General features: G+C 60.9%; 17 protein-coding genes and 1 pseudogene. 2 read left to right on the top strand and 16 right to left on the bottom strand.

All coding sequences use genetic code 11. The features are described 5' to 3' along the window. Window positions 1–4 precede the first annotated feature (4 nt). Window positions 5–3,298 (top strand): efflux RND transporter permease subunit, encoded by a 3,294-nt coding sequence (locus ATY80_RS25295; RefSeq protein ID WP_088695042.1) that lies wholly within the window; start codon window positions 5–7, stop codon window positions 3,296–3,298. 141 nt (window positions 3,299–3,439) lie between these two features. After that, window positions 3,440–4,120 (top strand): Crp/Fnr family transcriptional regulator, encoded by a 681-nt coding sequence (locus tag ATY80_RS25300; RefSeq protein WP_088695043.1) that lies wholly within the window; start codon window positions 3,440–3,442, stop codon window positions 4,118–4,120. A 3-nt stretch (window positions 4,121–4,123) separates the two neighbouring features. Here the strand turns inward: ATY80_RS25300 and ureG are convergent, their stop codons facing one another. The 16 genes and pseudogenes from ureG to urtA form a co-directional block, all read right to left on the bottom strand. After that, window positions 4,124–4,735: an urease accessory protein UreG gene (gene ureG / locus ATY80_RS25305; protein ID WP_007790259.1), complete on the bottom strand. Its 612-nt coding sequence runs from the start codon at window positions 4,733–4,735 to the stop codon at window positions 4,124–4,126. Between the two features lie 94 nt (window positions 4,736–4,829). Next, window positions 4,830–5,501 carry an urease accessory protein UreF gene (locus tag ATY80_RS25310; protein WP_088695044.1) on the bottom strand — a complete coding sequence of 224 codons (672 nt, stop codon included), beginning with the start codon at window positions 5,499–5,501 and terminating at the stop codon, window positions 4,830–4,832. Window positions 5,502–5,507: 6 nt separating this feature from the next. Then, window positions 5,508–5,978: an urease accessory protein UreE gene (gene ureE / locus ATY80_RS25315; protein ID WP_088695193.1), complete on the bottom strand. Its 471-nt coding sequence runs from the start codon at window positions 5,976–5,978 to the stop codon at window positions 5,508–5,510. A 96-nt stretch (window positions 5,979–6,074) separates the two neighbouring features. Next, window positions 6,075–6,926, bottom strand: coding sequence for a GGDEF domain-containing protein (locus ATY80_RS25320; RefSeq protein ID WP_088695045.1), 852 nt, complete (start codon window positions 6,924–6,926; stop codon window positions 6,075–6,077). Window positions 6,927–7,268: 342 nt separating this feature from the next. Continuing rightward, entirely contained in the window at window positions 7,269–8,978 is a 1,710-nt protein-coding gene (gene ureC / locus ATY80_RS25325; RefSeq protein ID WP_088695046.1) for an urease subunit alpha, read from the bottom strand. Between the two features lie 3 nt (window positions 8,979–8,981). Next, window positions 8,982–9,605, bottom strand: a complete 624-nt coding sequence (locus ATY80_RS25330) for a Urease operon accessory protein (protein WP_088695194.1) — start codon at window positions 9,603–9,605, stop codon at window positions 8,982–8,984. Between the two features lie 16 nt (window positions 9,606–9,621). Then, on the bottom strand, window positions 9,622–10,029 hold the full coding sequence (locus ATY80_RS25335) for a lysozyme inhibitor LprI family protein (protein ID WP_088695047.1): 408 nt from the start codon (window positions 10,027–10,029) through the stop codon (window positions 9,622–9,624). A gap of 18 nt (window positions 10,030–10,047) precedes the next feature. Then, window positions 10,048–10,353 (bottom strand): urease subunit beta, encoded by a 306-nt coding sequence (locus ATY80_RS25340; protein ID WP_088695048.1) that lies wholly within the window; start codon window positions 10,351–10,353, stop codon window positions 10,048–10,050. A 10-nt stretch (window positions 10,354–10,363) separates the two neighbouring features. Beyond that, window positions 10,364–10,618: a DUF1272 domain-containing protein gene (locus ATY80_RS25345; protein ID WP_088695049.1), complete on the bottom strand. Its 255-nt coding sequence runs from the start codon at window positions 10,616–10,618 to the stop codon at window positions 10,364–10,366. Between the two features lie 7 nt (window positions 10,619–10,625). Then, the gene (locus ATY80_RS25350) at window positions 10,626–10,928 is read right to left on the bottom strand and encodes an urease subunit gamma (protein WP_007533656.1); all 303 of its coding nucleotides are present in this window, start codon (window positions 10,926–10,928) and stop codon (window positions 10,626–10,628) included. Between the two features lie 20 nt (window positions 10,929–10,948). After that, window positions 10,949–11,770, bottom strand: coding sequence for an urease accessory protein UreD (locus ATY80_RS25355; protein ID WP_088695050.1), 822 nt, complete (start codon window positions 11,768–11,770; stop codon window positions 10,949–10,951). Window positions 11,771–11,950: 180 nt separating this feature from the next. Further along, window positions 11,951–12,646 carry an urea ABC transporter ATP-binding subunit UrtE gene (urtE, locus tag ATY80_RS25360; protein WP_088695051.1) on the bottom strand — a complete coding sequence of 232 codons (696 nt, stop codon included), beginning with the start codon at window positions 12,644–12,646 and terminating at the stop codon, window positions 11,951–11,953. Between the two features lies 1 nt (window position 12,647). Next, on the bottom strand, window positions 12,648–13,403 hold the full coding sequence (urtD, locus tag ATY80_RS25365) for an urea ABC transporter ATP-binding protein UrtD (RefSeq protein WP_088695052.1): 756 nt from the start codon (window positions 13,401–13,403) through the stop codon (window positions 12,648–12,650). A gap of 78 nt (window positions 13,404–13,481) precedes the next feature. Further along, window positions 13,482–14,573, bottom strand: a pseudogene (gene urtC / locus ATY80_RS25370) (urea ABC transporter permease subunit UrtC); the annotation flags it as partial. Then, complete coding sequence (gene urtB, locus ATY80_RS25375) at window positions 14,570–16,189, bottom strand: urea ABC transporter permease subunit UrtB (RefSeq protein WP_088695195.1); 1,620 nt, start codon at window positions 16,187–16,189, stop codon at window positions 14,570–14,572. The pseudogene urtC and the gene urtB, both read right to left, overlap by 4 nt. A gap of 188 nt (window positions 16,190–16,377) precedes the next feature. Beyond that, window positions 16,378–17,670: an urea ABC transporter substrate-binding protein gene (gene urtA / locus ATY80_RS25380; RefSeq protein WP_088695054.1), complete on the bottom strand. Its 1,293-nt coding sequence runs from the start codon at window positions 17,668–17,670 to the stop codon at window positions 16,378–16,380. Window positions 17,671–17,678: the final 8 nt, after the last annotated feature.

Consider the following 17,678-nt stretch of genomic DNA (forward strand, 5'->3'; position numbering starts at 1 on the left):
ACCGATGAACTTTTCAGCCTGGTCTATCCGAAATCCAGTCGCGCCGCTTCTGGCGTTTGCACTTCTGCTTTTCGTCGGCATTCAGTCCTTTAACAAGCTGCCGATCACGCGCTTTCCGAACATCGACGTTCCGCTTGTTTCCATCGTCGTCACCCAAAGCGGCGCTTCGCCCGCCGAGCTCGAGACACAGGTGACGAAGGAGATCGAGGACGCCGTTGCCAGCATAACCGGCATCGATGAGATCCAGTCGACGGTGACAGATGGCCAGTCGCAGACGGTCGTCATGTTCCGCATGGAAGTGCCGACCGAGCAGGCTGTTCAGGACACCAAGGATGCGATCGACCGCATCCGCAGCGACCTGCCGGCAAACGTCGAGGAGCCGATTGTCTCCAAGGTCGACGTCGAGGGCCAGGCGATCCAGACCTTCGCGGTCTCCTCGCCCGATATGACGCTCGAAGAGCTTTCCTGGTTCGTCGATGACACGATCAAGCGAGCCCTTCAGGGGCAGGCCGGTATCGGCCGCGTGGATCGTTACGGCGGTGCCGAGCGCGAGGTACGCATCGAGCTCAACCCCGATAAGCTTAATGCTCACGGCATCACCGCCGCGAGCGTGAACCAACAGCTGCGGGGCACCAACGTCGACCTCGGCTCCGGCCGCGGCCAAGTGGCGGGCAGCGAGCAGGCGATCCGCGTGCTCGGCGATGCCCGCAATGTCGCGGAACTCGCCAACACCACGATCGCGCTGCCGAACGGTCGTTTCGTCAAGCTGTCCGACCTTGGCGCCATCAAGGACACTTATCAGGAGCCGAAGTCCTTCTCGCGCTTCGATGATACACCAGTCGTCACGTTCGGCGTGTTCCGCTCGAAGGGCGCCAGCGAAGTCAGCGTGGCGGAGACTGTTGCCAAGAGCCTCGACAAAGTTCGGGCCGAGAACCCGAACGTCGGCATCGAGCTGATCAGTGACTCCGTCTACTTCACCTACGGAAACTATGAAGCCGCCATCGATACACTGATCGAAGGCGCGCTGCTCGCCATCGTCGTGGTCTTCCTGTTTCTCCGGAACTGGCGCGCAACGCTGATTTCGGCTATCGCGCTGCCGCTGTCTGCGATCCCGACGTTCTGGATCATGGACCTGATGGGCTTCTCGCTGAACCTCGTCAGCTTCCTAGCCCTGACGCTCGCGACCGGTATCCTCGTCGACGATGCGATTGTCGAGATCGAGAACATTGCCCGCCACATCAAGATGGGCAAGACGCCCTATCGCGCGGCAATCGAGGCGGCAGACGAAATCGGCCTCGCCGTTATCGCAACGACCTTCACGATCATTGCAGTGTTCGTGCCAGTGTCGTTCATGCCCGGCATTCCCGGCCAGTACTTCATTCAGTTCGGCCTGACGGTTGCTTTCTCGGTCTTCTTCTCACTCATGGTAGCCCGTCTCATCACACCGATGATGGCCGCATATCTCATGCGCGCGGAAGACGGCATCGAAGATCATCACGACAATGATGGCCGCTTCTTCCGCGGCTATACGCGGCTTGTGCGCGCCACGACCCGGCGTTGGTGGACGCGCTACCTGACGTTGATCGCGGCGATCGGCTTCCTTATCGGCTCCGTCATGCTGCTTGCGCAGGTGCCCGGCAGCTTCCTTCCGCCGGAAGACGCGTCGCGCATCGTCCTGTCCGTCGAGCTGCCCCCGAACGCGACCCTCGAGGATACTGAAGCGACGACGGATGCGATCTACAAGGACGTAAAGGATATCGATGGCGTTGAAAGCGTCTTCGTCCTTGGCGGCGCGTCGCCGAAGGGCGACCTCGAACTGCGTCGCGCGACCGTAACGCTCACGCTCGATAAGCTTGACCAGAGGCTTTCGAAGAAACTGGTCGATAACTTCCTCGGCGGTCTCCCGATCATCGGACCGCATCTGCCCAAGGTGGAGCCAAAGGGCCGCGTTCGGCCACAGTGGGATATCGAGAAGGAGGTCTTCGCCAAACTTCATCGTATCCCTGATGTGCGCATTCTGAAACTCAACGACCGCGGAGAGCGCGACCTGTCGTTCAACTTCCTTTCGAAGAACGAGAAGGACCTGAACGACGCTGTCGGTATCCTGGAGTCAAAGCTGCGTGCCGATCCGCTGCTGGCAAACGTCAGCGCCGAGGGCGCCCTGCCCCGTCCTGAACTTCAGGTCCGTCCTCGCAAGGACCAGGCTGCCCGTCTTGGCATCACTCCGCAACAGATCTCCGAGACCATCCGCGTCGCCACCATCGGTGACATCGATGCGGCCCTCGCCAAGATCAACCTGGATGATCGCCAGATTCCGATCCGGGTACAGGCGTCGCTCAACATGCGCCGCGATCTTGCCGCTCTCCGGGCACTGAAGATCCAGACCGCGAGCGGCGGCACCGTGCCGCTCTCCACCGTCGCCGATATCGACTATTCGGAAGGCGTCAGCTCGATCAAGCGCAACAACCGCTACCGCGTCGTCGCGATCGGCTCCGACCTGCCGCAGGGCGTCGCACTCGATACGGCATCCGCCCGGTTCCGCCAGATCGTCAAGGAAGCAAATCTTCCTCCGACGGTCCAGCTCGCCGAGAGCGGCGACACGAAGGTGCAGGCCGAAATGCAGCAGAGCTTCGTCAATGCCATGTTGATGGGCCTGATGCTGGTGTTGACCGTACTGATCCTCCTCTTCAAGGACGTGATCCAGCCCTTCACCATCCTGTTCTCGCTGCCGCTTGCGATCGGCGGCGTGGCAGTCGGACTGCTGGTCACCCAGAACCCGCTCTCGATGCCTGTGATGATCGGTATCCTGATGCTGATGGGCATCGTCACGAAGAATGCGATCCTGCTCGTCGATTTCGCAATCGAGATGCGCCATCGCGGCATGGAACGCGTGGAAGCCATGGTCGAGGCGGGCCGCAAACGCGCCCGTCCGATCATCATGACGTCCATCGCGATGTCGGCAGGCATGCTGCCGTCGGCGCTCGGCGTCGGCGAAGGCGGCTCCTTCCGCGCACCGATGGCGATCGCGGTGATCGGCGGCATTATCGTGTCGACCGTGCTTTCGTTGGTCGTCGTGCCCTCCTTCTTCCTGATCATGGACGATCTGTCACGACTGCTCGGCTGGATCTTCGGTCGCCTCGTGGGCAAGAAGGACAAGGAAGATCTGGCAATGTCCCGTGAAGAGCTCACGCAGGCTGTCGGCGCCCTCGAAGGTCGGGTAACCGCTATCGAGACGCCGGAAGGCAAGCGCTCTAAATCCGGCAATGTCGTGCGTCTGCCGCCTTTCGCGGCAGAGTAGCCGCTCAAACTTAAAGCCGGGGCAACACCCCGGCTTTTTTATTGGCCGACATTTGATCGAGATCAAGTCCTGAACCGCGTCTCCCGGTTACCCTGGCCAATATCAGCTAGGGGTGGCATCCGCTGCCCCACAGGAGAACAGATGACCGAAGTTTTGAAACTGAGCAGCGCGCAGCAGGCGATGCTTGGTGGTGCATTGATCGCGTCCAGCCTCGACCCGCATGAGCGAGGCGCTCTGCTGTCTTGCGCGGCGGCGGTGCGCTATGAGCCGCAGGATGTTCTGTTTCGTCAGCACGAGAAGGCACGGTACTTCTACTGCGTGCTGAGCGGCTATGTTCGTCTCTATCGCGGCTCTGAAGGCCGCGAAGCGGATATCAGCATCTGCGAGCCGGGCCAGAGCTTCGGAGAAGGCCTCGTGCTCGCGGGCGAAGCATACAATTACGGTGCCCAAGCGATGGAACACGCGATCCTCGCTCGCTTCGACATCGCGCAGGTCAAGGCGCTGCTGGACGAATTGCCGCGCATTGGCGGCGCCATCGCGCGCAGCCTCTCGCAGCATCTGCTTTCGACCATGGATTGCCTGGCGCAGGACCGCATGCAGACGAGCCCCCAGCGCGTCGCGCATTATCTGCTAGCGCACTGCACCAGTGAAGGCACGCGGGCCTCCTTGCGTCTTCCATTCCAGAAGAGCCTCCTGGCGCGAAAGCTGGGTCTGGCACCGGAAGCGCTGTCGCGCGCTTTCTCCACGTTGCGCGCATCAGGCGTAAGCGTTTGCGGCCGTGCTATCGCGATCGAGGATGTGGATCTGCTCAGGCAGGTTTGACCTCTAGAGACCGCCATGCTCTTTCAGGAAGCTGACGATGGAATTGACACCATCGCCGCGCTTCATGTCGGAAAAAACGAAGGGGCGTGCCTGGCGCATCCGTGTCGCGTCGCGGTCCATGACTTCCAGATCCGCACCGACATAGGGGGCCAGATCCTTCTTGTTGATGACGAGAAGGTCGGATTTGGTAATGCCAGGGCCACCCTTGCGCGGGATTTCCTCACCCTGGCAAACCGAGATGACGTAGATGGTGATATCAGCCAGATCAGGAGAGAAGGTGGCGGCCAGGTTGTCGCCACCTGACTCAATGAAAACGACATCCAGATCGGGAATCCGCTCGTTGAGACCGGCGATAGCCTGCAAATTGATTGTCGCGTCCTCGCGGATTGCCGTATGCGGGCAACCGCCGGTTTCCACACCCACGATCCGATCCGATGGCAAAGCCTGCATGCGCATCAGTGCCTCGGCATCCTCGGTCGTATAGATGTCGTTCGTGACGACGGCGACGGAGTATTCGTCACGCATGGCCTTGCAGAGTTTCTCGGTGAGCGCCGTCTTGCCCGAGCCAACCGGCCCACCGATGCCTACGCGCAAGGGTCCGTTTCCTGATTTCATATTCTGAACTCCAATAATAGCCGATGATAGCGCCCCGCTCGAAGAGCGACCACCGGCAAATGACGCAGGTCGTGACCGAACCTTCCCGGACAAGCTATGACCGAAAAAGCCGCGTCGACTGCGTCTCGTGGCGCAGCGACATGATATCGGCCTGGATGGTTGCCGATCCGAGATCGTCCAATGTTGAAACGGTTGCCCGCTTCGCAACCGAGGTTATGTCGTCCTCGAGCCGCGACAGGATGGCAACGCCGTCCTTCTGCCCGGCGACGCCGAGACGGATGCCTGCGGAAACCGCCTGCGACAGATAGGCGTGCAGGAATGCCGCAACCGCCTTCTCCGACCCAACCCCATGCGCACCCGCAACGGCGCCGATGGCCACCGGATACGCTACGTGTCTCGGCAATCGATCGAAGACCTCGTCCGGCCATGCACTGGCCGCAGACAGGAACGCGTCACCCAGCAACATCGTTTCCTGATGACGCTCGCGCGAGCCGGCAAGCGCTTCAGCCAGCTCGGCGAGTTCACCGAGCCGCTCCGGTTGTCCGTGACAGCGGTGGCTCTCGGTGAGAAGAACGGCGTCATTCCACACAGCGCCACGCTCCATCAGGTTCGTTGCCCACGTCGCAAGCGAATGAGCATCGGTGACCAATCCATCGTGGACGGCGCGTTCCAGACCGCCTGAATACGCGAAGGACCCAACGGGGAAGGCTGGCGAAAGCCACGCCATCAACCGCAGCAACGCCTGCAGCTCGGCATCTTCAGTCATATCAGTTCAGTCGTGCGAGTGATGATGATGCGCGTGGTCATGACCATGCGCATGATAGGCGCCGCGAGCAGGCTGGAACGGCTCGGCGACTTCCCGAACCGTCGCGCCAAGCCCTTCGAGCATGGCACGGATCACATGATCACGCAGGATGAGAATGCGGTCTTCCTCGATCTGTGCACCGAGATGCCGATTGCCGAGATGCCATGCGAGTTCGATCAGGTGCAGGCGATCCCTGCCCTTCACCTCGAAGAGCTTCTCGTCGGCGGCCACGATTTCGATGAGCTCGCCGTCCTCGAGAACCAGCATATCACCACTTGCAAAGAGCACCGGCTCCTTGAGATCGAGCATGACCATCTCGCCGTTTTCGAGATGGAGCAGCTTCCGCCGCAAATGCCTCAAGTCGTGCGGCAGAACGACCTTTCCGATCGGGTTCGAGGAAGGCGTTCCGGCGGGCAGATAGGAAGTGACGCGTTGCATGACATGTCCAATTCGCTTGAGATTGCGACCATGCAAAATAGCCCCTTGCGATGCAAGAAGGAATGAGGCGTTGACGGCAGCGCCGCGCGATTTTCCTCAGGCCAGCCGCGCCTCGTCACAATCCACATTCATCGCGCGAGCAGCCGCAGCCTCCGCCGGCAGATGCCTGCGCCAACCCGGATGGAGCCCTTCGTTCTCATGTACCACACGGTTTCGACCGAGCGCCTTCGCCAGATAGAGTGCCTTATCTGCCGAGGAGTAGGCGCCCTCCTTGCTCCGCCCCGGTTCGAGCTCCGCGATACCGGCCGACACGGTAAGTGCGACCACGCAATCGTCGGCAACGATGGGATGCGCCGCCAAGCGGTCGCAGACCGACCGCACTTTCTCGACCCGCTGCTCCTGCGAGCCGCCGACAACGATCACGCCGAATTCCTCACCGCCCAGCCTCGCCGCGACGGAGTGCCCGTCGAAGGCGGCGGCCAGGATGGCCGACACGGTCACGATCACGGCATCACCACTGGCATGGCCGAAGCGATCATTGATAGCCTTGAAACGGTCCACGTCGAAGATTGCGAGGCAGGCGTCTCCGTCGACCTGCTCCAATGCCTCGGTAAAGGCACGCCGGTTGAGAAGACCTGACAGCACATCGGTCCGGCTCAGTTGCTCGAACTCCGCACGCGAGACGCTGAGCTGATGCATCGCGTGACCCGCCACGAGGGACAATACACTCGAAACCGCGCCGCCTATAAGCCACGACAGTAAGACGCCGTAGACAACGCCATGAGCGAGCGGCACTGGCAACATTCCTATCCAGTCGAGCAGAGGCAATACGAGCGTAGTCACCACCGACGACAGCGTCACCGCAAGGAAGCTCATCTTGAGAGCGAACACGTAAATTGTGTGGCGATCCTGGAAATCGCCAAGCTCCGCCTGGAGTGAAATTCTCATGCGAATCGACCTTCTTGCCCACCGCTAGGCACATTGCTTAGAGGCCAACTGCTGCCGAGTTGTTAAGTGAATTGTTAAGATTCGAACGAGTTTGGTGAATTGATCGCCGGTTGAAAACTGCTCAAAAACGTGACGTTCTCAGAGATGAATCGCTCAATAAGTCAGAGGAAATAAGCTACTGTTTTCATGAGAATTTTCTGACTTCGCAGCTGGGAATGTCCTATTACGGGCAGACCGCCTCAAGGTGGAACAGGCAAAAACAGAAAACAACTCTGGGAAGATTCTGATTTAACGTATGGCTTTAAGAGCGACCGGCACCTCGCGCCGGCCTCACCTCATCGACTAGAACAGGAAATAACGCTGTGCCATCGGCAGAACCGTCGCGGGCTCGCAGGTCAGCAACTCGCCGTCGGCGCGGACTTCGTACGTCTCGGGATCAACCTCGATTTCAGGCGTCAGGCTGTTGTGGATCATCGACGCCTTGGAAATACCGCCGCGGGTGTTCTTCACCGCGACGAGATCCTTGGCCACACCCAACCTGCCCTTCAGGCCGGCGTCAAGCGACGCCTGCGAGACGAAGGTAACGGATGAACTTGTCCGCAGCTTGCCGTGGGCGGCAAACATCGGCCGGTAATGCATCGGCTGCGGCGTTGGGATCGACGCATTCGGATCGCCCATGGGTGCCGCCGCGATGGAGCCGCCGAGCAGCACCATCTCAGGCTTGACGCCGAAGAAGGCCGGGTTCCACAGCACGAGATCCGCGCGCTTGCCGACTTCGATCGAGCCGATCTCATGGCTGAGACCCTGTGCGATCGCCGGATTGATCGTGTATTTGGCAATGTAGCGGCGGACGCGGAAGTTGTCGTTCTCGCCCTTCTCTTCCTTCAGTCGACCGCGCTGACGCTTCATCTTATCGGCCGTCTGCCAGGTGCGGATCGCCACTTCGCCGACGCGGCCCATGGCCTGGCTGTCGGACGAGATGATCGAGAAGGCACCGATATCATGGAGAATATCTTCAGCGGCGATCGTCTCCTTGCGGATGCGGCTTTCGGCGAAGGCGATATCCTCGGGGATCGACGGTGACAGGTGATGGCAGACCATCAGCATGTCGAGATGCTCGGCGATCGTGTTGACCGTGTAGGGACGCGTCGGGTTGGTGGACGACGGGATGACGTTCGGCTGGCCGCAGATCTTGATGATATCGGGGGCGTGCCCACCACCGGCGCCTTCCGTATGGAAGGCGTGGATCGTGCGGCCCTTGATGGCACCGATGGTGTCTTCGACAAAGCCGCTTTCGTTCAGCGTATCGGTATGGATCATCACCTGGATGTCGTATTCGTCGGCGACCGAAAGGCAGCAGTCAATCGCCGCCGGCGTCGTGCCCCAATCTTCGTGCAGCTTCAGCGACGACGCGCCGGCCAGCACCATTTCCTCGAGCGCCGCCGGCAGCGAGGCGTTGCCCTTACCGGCAAGCGCAAGGTTCATCGGGAAGCCGTCGAAGCTCTCGATCATCCGCTCAATATGCCAGGCGCCGGTGCAGGTGGTAGCGAGCGTGCCATGTGCGGGGCCCGTGCCGCCGCCCAGCATGCAGGTAACGCCGGACATCAGCGCTTCCTCGATCTGCTGCGGGCAGATGTAGTGGATATGCGCGTCCATGCCGCCGGCCGTGATGATCTTGCCTTCGCCGGCAATCGCCTCGGTCGAGGGGCCGACAATGATATTGACGCCCGGCTGGGTATCGGGATTGCCCGCCTTGCCAATCGCCGCGATACGGCCGTTCTTGAGCCCGATGTCGGCCTTCACGATGCCTGTGTGGTCGATGATCACCACATTGGTGACGACGGTGTCGACGGCACCTTGCGCCCGCGTCGCCTGGCTCTGCCCCATGCCGTCACGGATCACCTTGCCGCCGCCAAACTTCACTTCTTCGCCATAGGTAGTGAAGTCCTTCTCGATCTCGATGAAGAGCTCCGTATCGGCGAGCCGCACCTTGTCACCGGTGGTCGGGCCGAACATACCGGCATAGGCGGCGCGGGAAATCTTGTAGGGCATATGTCAGGCTCCTTGGGAGGAAGAAAGGGATGCGCTCGCCGGCAGCCGCGTGACGCGACCGGCGGCGACATAACTATCGACAAGCTGCCGCTCGGCAGCGAAGGGATGCCATTCCCAGCCCGCATGGCCGAAGCCCGCGAGATCGATGGCCGCCTCGGGAAATCTGTTCATCACCTCGGCGATCACGATCACGCCGCTGCTCGGCACGACGTAAGGCGCCGGGTGGTAGGCCGCGAGCGCCTCGTCCACCGATTCATGAATCACTTTGTCAATGACCACATGCGCCTTGCCAACTTCCGCACAGAACGCTTTGAATTGACTCGTGTAGTCGTCGCAGAAATCGTCCAGCTCGGGATGCGTCACCGCAAGCGGCGCACGCAGTTCCGCAAATTTCCGCGGATCGCGCACGCTCCAGATCGCCGCAGCTTCACACACCGCGGGATGCTCCCGCCACGCCTGCGAAGCAAGCATCGCTTTGCCCGGGCGCCCGGTATTGCAGACCGCGACGACATCGGTACGGCCCGGGCTCGCCTCGTAAGACCGGCATTCGTTAAAGCGGATCACGAACGCGGCATCCGCTACCGCAGCCGCCGCCTGCGCTCCGATCTCTCCGTTGCCGATGATCATGATTCTGCCAACCACCTCAGTTGCCCATCGTCTCTGCGAGTTCCTTGAGCTGTTTGGTGCGCTGGTCCGTCAGCTCGGCGATGCAGCCGGCGACAAGCATCGGTTCCATCGTGCCGCCGCGCGCCTGGAAGCCTGTCGCCTCGCATTCCGCATCGCGAAAATCCACCCACGCGCGCTGGGCTTTCACGAGCGCCTTCTCGGCACCGCCATCAGCGCCGAGATCCTTATCGAGCGCAGCAAGCGCGGCACGGGTGACCTTGTATTGCGCGTTCAGTGCCTTATCGGCGGTTTCCTGACGCGCCTGTTCACAAGCCGTCATGTCGGCCTGTGTGACAGGTTTTTTGCAATCCAGATCTTCCGCATTGGCGCCAAAGGCGATGAACGCGGCAACGCCGGACGCCAGAAGATACAAGCTCGCGCGCATCGTCTCCTCCCCGATCACTTAGAGCTTGCCCATGACGAGTTGGCGGAAGCCATAGACCTCGCGCTTGCCGGAAAGCGGAATGAGGGTTACCGCACGCGTCTGCCCGGGCTCGAAACGGACGGCCGTGCCTGCCGGGATATCGAGCCGCATGCCCTGCGCCTTCTCCCGATCGAAGGAGAGGCCGGCATTCGTTTCAGCAAAATGATAGTGGCTGCCGACCTGGACCGGACGATCGCCGGTGTTCGAGACTTCGAGTGTTGTTGTCGGCGCACCGACGTTCAGCTCGATGTCGCCACTTGCGGCAATGATTTCTCCTGGGATCATGATTTTCTCCTCACGCGGCCTTGATGGGCCGGCAGCCCTCGGCCTTCAGAACGCGCTTTGTCGACGCGGGGTATTTGGCAAGCTTGGCAGCCGGACGCACGGGGCGGCGCACGAGCTCGCCGCCGCAATTCGGGCAGACGCCGCCGAGGACGTCGGCAGCACAATCGGCGCAGAATGTGCACTCGAAGGTGCAGATAGCAGCCTCGGAACTGTCAGGCGGCAGGTCCTTGTCGCAGCATTCGCAATTGGGGCGTAGCTCCAGCATCAGGACCTCAGCGGATCGGCTCGTGGACGGTCACAAGCTTGGTGCCGTCGGGAAAGGTCGCCTCGACCTGCACGTCATGGATCATCTCCGCGATACCTTCCATGACCTGGTGACGACCGATGACATGAGCGCCGGCTTCCATCAGTTCCGCAACCGGGCGACCATCACGCGCGCCCTCGACGACGAAATCGGTAATCAGCGCGATCGCTTCGGGATGATTGAGCTTGACGCCCCGCTCCAGCCGCCGCCGCGCGACCATCGCCGCCATCGAAATCAACAGCTTGTCTTTTTCTCTCGGTGTGAGGTTCATCGTGCATCCATCTGCTTGAACTAGAGATTCCAGACTTTCGGTACCGGCGCTCCATTGCGCAAGGTCGAAATGATCGGGATGAGAATTTTTCTGAGCGCAAAGCCATCAGGCGCCGAAAGGCGCACGATAAGCTTGCCGGCCCAGCTGCTGGCGCCGCCCATATGGCCGTCGAGCAACGGACGTACTGCGCCAAGGTAGGCTTCCGCCCGCGGCCCGACATAAAGCACCGTCGCAAACGCGACTTTGCCGCCGAGCACGGCATCGGCGCCAGCAAGCGATGCGACATTGCCCTGCATCTGCAGGCCCTCTGCGTGGCAGAGCCTGCCTGCCTTGCGAATGCGCCAGCGGTCGCGAAAGAGGCCGGTGTCCACCGCCTCCCCCATCGCCTTGCGGCCAAGCAGGATGGCCTCGACCGCCAGGAATTCGGCATCATCCTCGATATCGACTTCGAGCCGACGAAACAGCGACGAGCGATCGAACAGAATGGTTTCCTGCGGAAGCCAGTCCACCCGGGCGTTCGCGCCGACGGTAATGCTGGTGTTGACCTCGGCTGTTCCGGCTGACGCCTTGTAGATCTTCTCGCAGGCCTGTGTGGTGACGTCGATACGGGCGCCGGGGCCAGCCACAACGCTCCAGTTCATCCGGTCGCCGCCGGTGAGGCCACCCGCGGTATTGATGATGACGGCTTCCATGGAGAAATCGAACGTATCCGGAAGGCGGATCTTGGCCGCTCCTTCCTGATAGAGCTCCTGCAGGCGCGTACGCCCGTCAAGCGTCTTCGCAGCCAGATGCGCGCGCCCCTCGGCTCTCTGCGGTCTCGTGGCTGCCGCCGCGTTCGTCATTCCATCCCTTTCCAATGCACCGCCGGTTGACCCGGCCGTTTTTCATTGAAGTCACTAACCTGCAGAAATCAAGCAATTCCCGTGCCGTGCCGAGACGCTCTCCACGATCGGACCGGCGGCAGCGAGATCCCTCAGAGACTGCCGAGGAAAACAGCATCTGCCCAACAGATAACCATGGGATCAGACAGTCAGATGACGACGTGCTTCCGGCGTATCGAGCGTTTCCGCAAGACCCTCGTGAACGATCTCGCCGCGATCCATGATGTAGACATAGTCGGCAAGTTCGCGGCAGAAATCGAGATATTGCTCGACCAGCAGGATCGCCATGCCGGTACTGTCACGCAGATAGCGGATCGCCCGGCCGATATCCTTGATGATCGACGGCTGGATGCCTTCAGTCGGCTCGTCGAGCACCAGGATCTTCGGCCGCGTCACCATCGCCCGGCCAATCGCCAGCTGCTGTTGCTGCCCGCCGGACAAATCCCCGCCGCGCCGCCCCAGCATCGACTGCAGCACCGGAAACAGGCTGAAAATATCATCCGGAATGGAGCGGTCCCGACGTCCGAGCGGGGCAAATCCGGTCTCGAGGTTTTCCTTGACCGTCAGCAAGGGAAAGATCTCACGGCCCTGCGGCACGTAGCCAATGCCCTGCTTGGCCCGCGCAAACGGTGGTAGTCCGTTGAGCTTCACGTCATTGAAGCTGACGCTGCCGGCAGACAAGGGATGCTGGCCGGTAACGGCGCGGAGAAGAGAACTCTTGCCCACGCCGTTACGCCCCAGCACGCAAGTGATCTTGCCCATTTCAGCCTTGATGGAGACGCCGCGCAGCGCCTGTGCCGCACCGTAATGAAGATTTGCATTCTCGACTGTCAGCATCTCACCGCCCCAGATAATTCTCGATCACCTTCGGATCGGAGCTCACGAAATCGATCGATCCCTCGGCCAACACCGAGCCTTCGGCGAGGCAAGTCACCTTGACGCCAAGGTCGCGGATGAAGCCCATGTCATGCTCGACGACGACAACCGAGCGGGTCTTGGCGATCTCTTTGAGGAGGATCGCGGTTTCGGCTGTTTCGGCGTCGGTCATGCCGGCGACCGGCTCGTCGACCAGAAGCAGCTTCGGCTCCTGCGCCAGAAGCATGCCGATTTCCAGCCATTGTTTCTGGCCGTGCGAGAGATTGGCCGCAAGTTCGTCGCGCCGATGCGTCAGCCGGACCGTCTCAAGGATCTCATCGATACGCGCCTTATCTTCGCTGGCGAGCCGATAGAACAGCGTCGCAAAGACCCCACGCTTGCGGTTCAGCGCCAGTTCCAGATTGTCCCAGACGGTGTGGCTTTCGAAGACCGTCGGCTTCTGGAACTTGCGGCCGATCCCGAGTTGGGCGATGTCGGCCTCGTCTCTCTTCGTCAGGTCGACGTCGCCGCTGAAGAAGACCTCGCCCTCGTCCGGTCGCGTCTTGCCAGTGATGATATCCATCATCGTCGTCTTGCCGGCACCGTTCGGGCCGATGATGGCGCGCAGCTCACCGGGCTCAATGACGATCGACAGCGAATTCAGCGCCTTGAAGCCGTCGAAGGAAACCGAGACGTTATTGAGATAGAGAACGCTATTTGGTTTGACGTCAGGGATCATGATCGCTCACTCCGCCGGCTGAATTTTTGCGTCGACGCCCTCTTCCTGAAGCGCGGGCGGCGTGGCCTCGGTCTTCGGCTTGCGGCTGCTTAGATACTGGCCAATCGTGCCGACGATACCCTTCGGCAGGAACAGCGTGACGAGCACGAAGAGACCGCCAAGCGCGAACAGCCAGAACTCGGGGAAGAGACCGGTAAAGATCGTCTTGCCGCCGTTGACGAGAATGGCGCCGATGATCGGACCGATCAGCGTCGAGCGACCGCCGACGGCCGTCCAGATGACGACTTCGATCGAGTTGGCCGGCGCAAATTCGCCGGGGTTGATGATCCCGACTTGCGGCACGTACAGCGCACCGGCAATGCCCGCCATCATCGCCGAAACGACGAAGGTGAAGAGCTTGAAGTGTTCCACGCGGTAGCCGAGGAAGCGCGTGCGGCTTTCCGCATCGCGCACGCCGACCAGCACCTTGCCGAATTTCGAGCGGACGATGGCCGAGGCGATCATGAGAGACAGCGCCAGGAAGATGGCGGTCGCGGCAAAGAGCGCGGCGCGCGTTCCGTCCGCCTGGACGTTGAAACCGAGGATCTCCTTGAAATCGGTCATCCCGTTGTTGCCGCCGAAACCCATGTCGTTTCGGAAGAAGGCGAGCAGCAGTGCATAGGTCATGGCCTGGGTGATGATCGACAGGTAGACGCCGTTGACGCGCGAGCGGAAGGCGAACCAGCCAAAGACGAAGGCCAAGAGCCCTGGCACCAGCAGAACCATCAGCGCCGCGAACCAGAACTTGTCGAAGCCGTACCAGAACCAGGGCAGTTCCTTCCAGTTCAGGAAGACCATGAAGTCGGGCAGGATGGGGTCACCATAGACGCCGCGAGAGCCGATCTGGCGCATGAGGTACATGCCCATCGCATAGCCGCCGAGCGCGAAGAAAGCGCCGTGACCAAGCGAGAGGATGCCGCAGAAGCCCCAGACGAGATCGAGCGCCAGTGCCAGCAGCGCATAGGCGAGGTACTTGCCGAACAGCGCCATGATGTAGGTAGGGATGTGCAGCGGATTGGTCGGCGCGGTCAACAGATTGAGCACCGGCACCAAGACCGCGACCGCAAACAGAATGACGATTGCAGCAATGATCTTGCGATCGAGAGACCGGAGAAGGAAGGCCGTAATCATGCTTCCACCGCCCTTCCTTTGAGTGCGAAGAGCCCACGCGGACGCTTCTGGATGAAGAGAATGATGAGCACGAGCACCAGGATCTTGCCGAGAACGGCGCCGGCGAAGGGTTCGAGGAACTTGTTGAGGACCCCGAGCGACAAGGCACCAACCAGCGTGCCCCAGAGATTGCCAACGCCGCCGAAGACCACGACCATGAAGCTGTCGATGATGTAGCTCTGGCCGAGGTTCGGCGAGACGTTGTCGATCTGCGAGAGCGCGACGCCCGCGATACCGGCAATGCCGGAGCCGAGCGCGAAGGTGAAGGCATCGACCCAGCCGGTGCGGATGCCCATCGAGGACGCCATGCGGCGGTTCTGCGTGACGGCGCGCATCTGCAGGCCGAAGGCCGAGCGCTTCAGGAGTACGAGCAACGCAAAGAACACGACCATCGAGAAGACGATGATCCAGAGGCGGTTCCAGGTGATCGAGAGACCGCCTAGTTCGAATGCACCGGACATCCAGCTCGGATTGCGGACCTCGCGGTTCGTCGGTCCGAAGATCGTGCGGACCGCCTGCTGCAGGATCAGCGACACACCCCAGGTGGCAAGCAGGGTTTCAAGTGGACGACCATAGAGATAGCGGATGACGACGCGCTCGATGACAAGGCCGACAAAGCCGGTAAAGAGGAAGGCCGCCGGCACGGAGAACGCTAGCGAGTAGTTTCCGAGTTCCGGAAAGGCGGAGCTGATGTACTCCTGCACAACGTACGTCGTGTAGGCGCCGATCATCACCATTTCGCCATGCGCCATGTTGATGACGCCCATGACGCCGAAGGTGATGGCAAGGCCGATCGCTGCCAGCAGCAGCACAGATCCGAGCGACAGCCCGTACCAGACATTCTGCCCGATATCCCAGAGCGCCAGGCTGCGGTTGATCGCGTTGATATGTGCCTGGATGGCGCCCTTGAGCTCGTCTGGAGCGGTCGTGATCGCGGAATTCAGGATGGTCAGCGCATCGCGCCCACCGCGCGCCGCAACTGTATCGATGGCGGCCTTCTTCTCTTCAGCGCTGACGTCGCTCTTCAGCACCATGACAGCGCGCGCCGCTTCCATCGCATTCTTAACCTCTGCATCCTTCTCTTCGGCGAGCGCAGAGGTAAGGAGATCAAGATTTGCCGGATCGGCGTCCTTGAGTAGTCCTTGGGCCGCCGCAAGCCGGGCGCCGCGATCCGGGCTCAATAGGGTTAGCTGGCTGGTGACGGTGGCAATTACCGTGCGTAGCGAATTGTTGATCTTGACCTTGGACATATAGTCAGGATCGACGTCCGAGACGACATCGCCGGAAATCGGGTCGGCGTAGGTCGGCTCATCTTCAGTGCCGCCCTGCACCAGCACGGGGCCGCCGGTCTCGGAACTCACATAAAGCTGGCCGTCGCTCAAAAGCTGCAGGATCTCGCCGACACGCGGGTCCTTGGAGGCGACCAGTGCCTTGATCGCGGCTTCGCGCTCGGGGAAATCGCCGACACCAAGCGCATCGATCAGAGGGTGGATATCTTCCTGCGCTTTCAAGGCGGTCGCAAAGGCCGGCATTGCCAGGCAGAGCGTGAGGAGCAGGATTTTGATGGCGCGATACATCGGCTTTCTTGCCTCGGTCATCATTGGCCTTCCGGCGCAATCGGGGAAATCTGCCTTCTCCAGGTGCGATCCGTACGATCGCTTGTCACGACATGGGAAGGCTGCACTTCTGTGAGATGGACCTTCCGCCCGGACAGGAGAGACCGGGCGGAAGTCTTCAGGCGTCAGAGTGACGGGGTGGAACGCACTCAGGAGCCCTTGCCGCCGCATTTGCCCGAGGCAACATTGAAGTTGCCGCAGTTCATCGGCTTGCGCCAATCGGAGATCAGGTCTTTTGAGTCAGGCAGATAGTCGGACCATTCGTCGCCAACGACTGCCGGGGTCTGCTGAACGATTTCGAACTGGCCGTTCGCCTGGATTTCACCGATCAGCACCGGCTTGGTGATGTGGTGGTTCGGCATGACGGTCGCATAGCCGCCCGAAAGATTCGGAACCGTGGTGCCGATGATCGTATCGAGAACCTTATCCGTGTCGGTCGTGCCGGCGGCCTGAACCGCCTTAACCCAGGCATTGAAGCCGATATAGGCGGCTTCCATCGGGTCGTTGGTCACGCGCTTGTCGTTCTTGGTGAAATCGTGCCACTGCTTGATGAACTTTTTGTTCGCAGGGCCTTCGACCGACTCGAAGTAGTTCCAGGCAGCGAGGTGGCCGACGAGCGGCTTGGTGTCGAGACCGGCAAGCTCTTCTTCGCCGACCGAGAAGGCAACAACCGGGATGTCGGTTGCCTTGATGCCCTGGTTGCCGAGTTCCTTGTAGAACGGAACGTTCGCGTCGCCGTTGATGGTCGAGACGACGGCGGTCTTCTTCCCGGCCGCGCCGAATTCCTTGATCTTTTTGACTTCCGTCTGCCAGTCGGAGAAGCCGAACGGCGTGTAGTTGATGACGATGTCTTCCTTCGGAATGCCCTTGGACTCGAGATAGGCTTCCAGGATCTTGTTCGTCGTACGCGGGTAGACGTAGTCGGTGCCTTCGAGAACGAAGCGCTTAACGCCTTCCTTCTCCATCAGGTAGTCGACTGCCGGGATAGCCTGCTGGTTCGGAGCAGCACCCGTGTAGAAGATGTTGCGCGAGGACTCTTCGCCTTCATACTGAACCGGGTAGAACAGAATGGAGTTGAGTTCTTCGAAAACCGGCAGCACCGACTTGCGCGACGAGGACGTCCAGCAACCGAAGACGGCCGCGACCTTGTCCTTTTCGATCAGCTCGCGTGCCTTTTCGGCAAACAGCGGCCAGTCGGAAGCCGGGTCGACGACGACCGCTTCGAGCTTCTTGCCGAGGAGACCGCCCTTCTTGTTCTGCTCGTCGATGAGCATCAGCATGGCGTCTTTCAGCGTCGTTTCGGAAATTGCCATCGTGCCGGACAGCGAATGCAGAACGCCGACCTTGATGGTGTCGTCAGCCGCAACGGCTCCATGGAACGCGGCCGTGGCCGACATGATGGCGCCGAGTGCGGCGCCCGTGATATAGGACTTGAGATTCATCTGGTTGA

The sequence above is a fragment of the Rhizobium sp. R711 genome, from assembly GCF_002211365.1.
GTDB lineage: Bacteria > Pseudomonadota > Alphaproteobacteria > Rhizobiales > Rhizobiaceae > Rhizobium.

Excerpts from the sequence above, each read along its gene's own strand:
- ureC (WP_088695046.1), bottom strand. The coding sequence starts at position 8,978 with ATGCCCTACAAGATTTCCCGCGCCGCCTATGCCGGTATGTTCGGCCCG.
- ATY80_RS25335 (WP_088695047.1), bottom strand. The coding sequence starts at position 10,029 with ATGCGCGCGAGCTTGTATCTTCTGGCGTCCGGCGTTGCCGCGTTCATC.
- ATY80_RS25340 (WP_088695048.1), bottom strand. The coding sequence starts at position 10,353 with ATGATCCCAGGAGAAATCATTGCCGCAAGTGGCGACATCGAGCTGAAC.
- ATY80_RS25350 (WP_007533656.1), bottom strand. The coding sequence starts at position 10,928 with ATGAACCTCACACCGAGAGAAAAAGACAAGCTGTTGATTTCGATGGCG.
- ureG (WP_007790259.1), bottom strand. The coding sequence starts at position 4,735 with ATGAAATCAGGAAACGGACCCTTGCGCGTAGGCATCGGTGGGCCGGTT.
- urtA (WP_088695054.1), bottom strand. The coding sequence starts at position 17,670 with ATGAATCTCAAGTCCTATATCACGGGCGCCGCACTCGGCGCCATCATG.
- ATY80_RS25320 (WP_088695045.1), bottom strand. The coding sequence starts at position 6,926 with ATGAGAATTTCACTCCAGGCGGAGCTTGGCGATTTCCAGGATCGCCAC.
- ATY80_RS25355 (WP_088695050.1), bottom strand. The coding sequence starts at position 11,770 with ATGACGAACGCGGCGGCAGCCACGAGACCGCAGAGAGCCGAGGGGCGC.
- ATY80_RS25295 (WP_088695042.1), top strand. The coding sequence starts at position 5 with ATGAACTTTTCAGCCTGGTCTATCCGAAATCCAGTCGCGCCGCTTCTG.
- ureE (WP_088695193.1), bottom strand. The coding sequence starts at position 5,978 with ATGCAACGCGTCACTTCCTATCTGCCCGCCGGAACGCCTTCCTCGAAC.
- ATY80_RS25345 (WP_088695049.1), bottom strand. The coding sequence starts at position 10,618 with ATGCTGGAGCTACGCCCCAATTGCGAATGCTGCGACAAGGACCTGCCG.
- urtD (WP_088695052.1), bottom strand. The coding sequence starts at position 13,403 with ATGATCCCTGACGTCAAACCAAATAGCGTTCTCTATCTCAATAACGTC.
- ATY80_RS25300 (WP_088695043.1), top strand. The coding sequence starts at position 3,440 with ATGACCGAAGTTTTGAAACTGAGCAGCGCGCAGCAGGCGATGCTTGGT.
- urtB (WP_088695195.1), bottom strand. The coding sequence starts at position 16,189 with ATGTATCGCGCCATCAAAATCCTGCTCCTCACGCTCTGCCTGGCAATG.
- urtE (WP_088695051.1), bottom strand. The coding sequence starts at position 12,646 with ATGCTGACAGTCGAGAATGCAAATCTTCATTACGGTGCGGCACAGGCG.
- ATY80_RS25310 (WP_088695044.1), bottom strand. The coding sequence starts at position 5,501 with ATGACTGAAGATGCCGAGCTGCAGGCGTTGCTGCGGTTGATGGCGTGG.
- ATY80_RS25330 (WP_088695194.1), bottom strand. The coding sequence starts at position 9,605 with ATGATCATCGGCAACGGAGAGATCGGAGCGCAGGCGGCGGCTGCGGTA.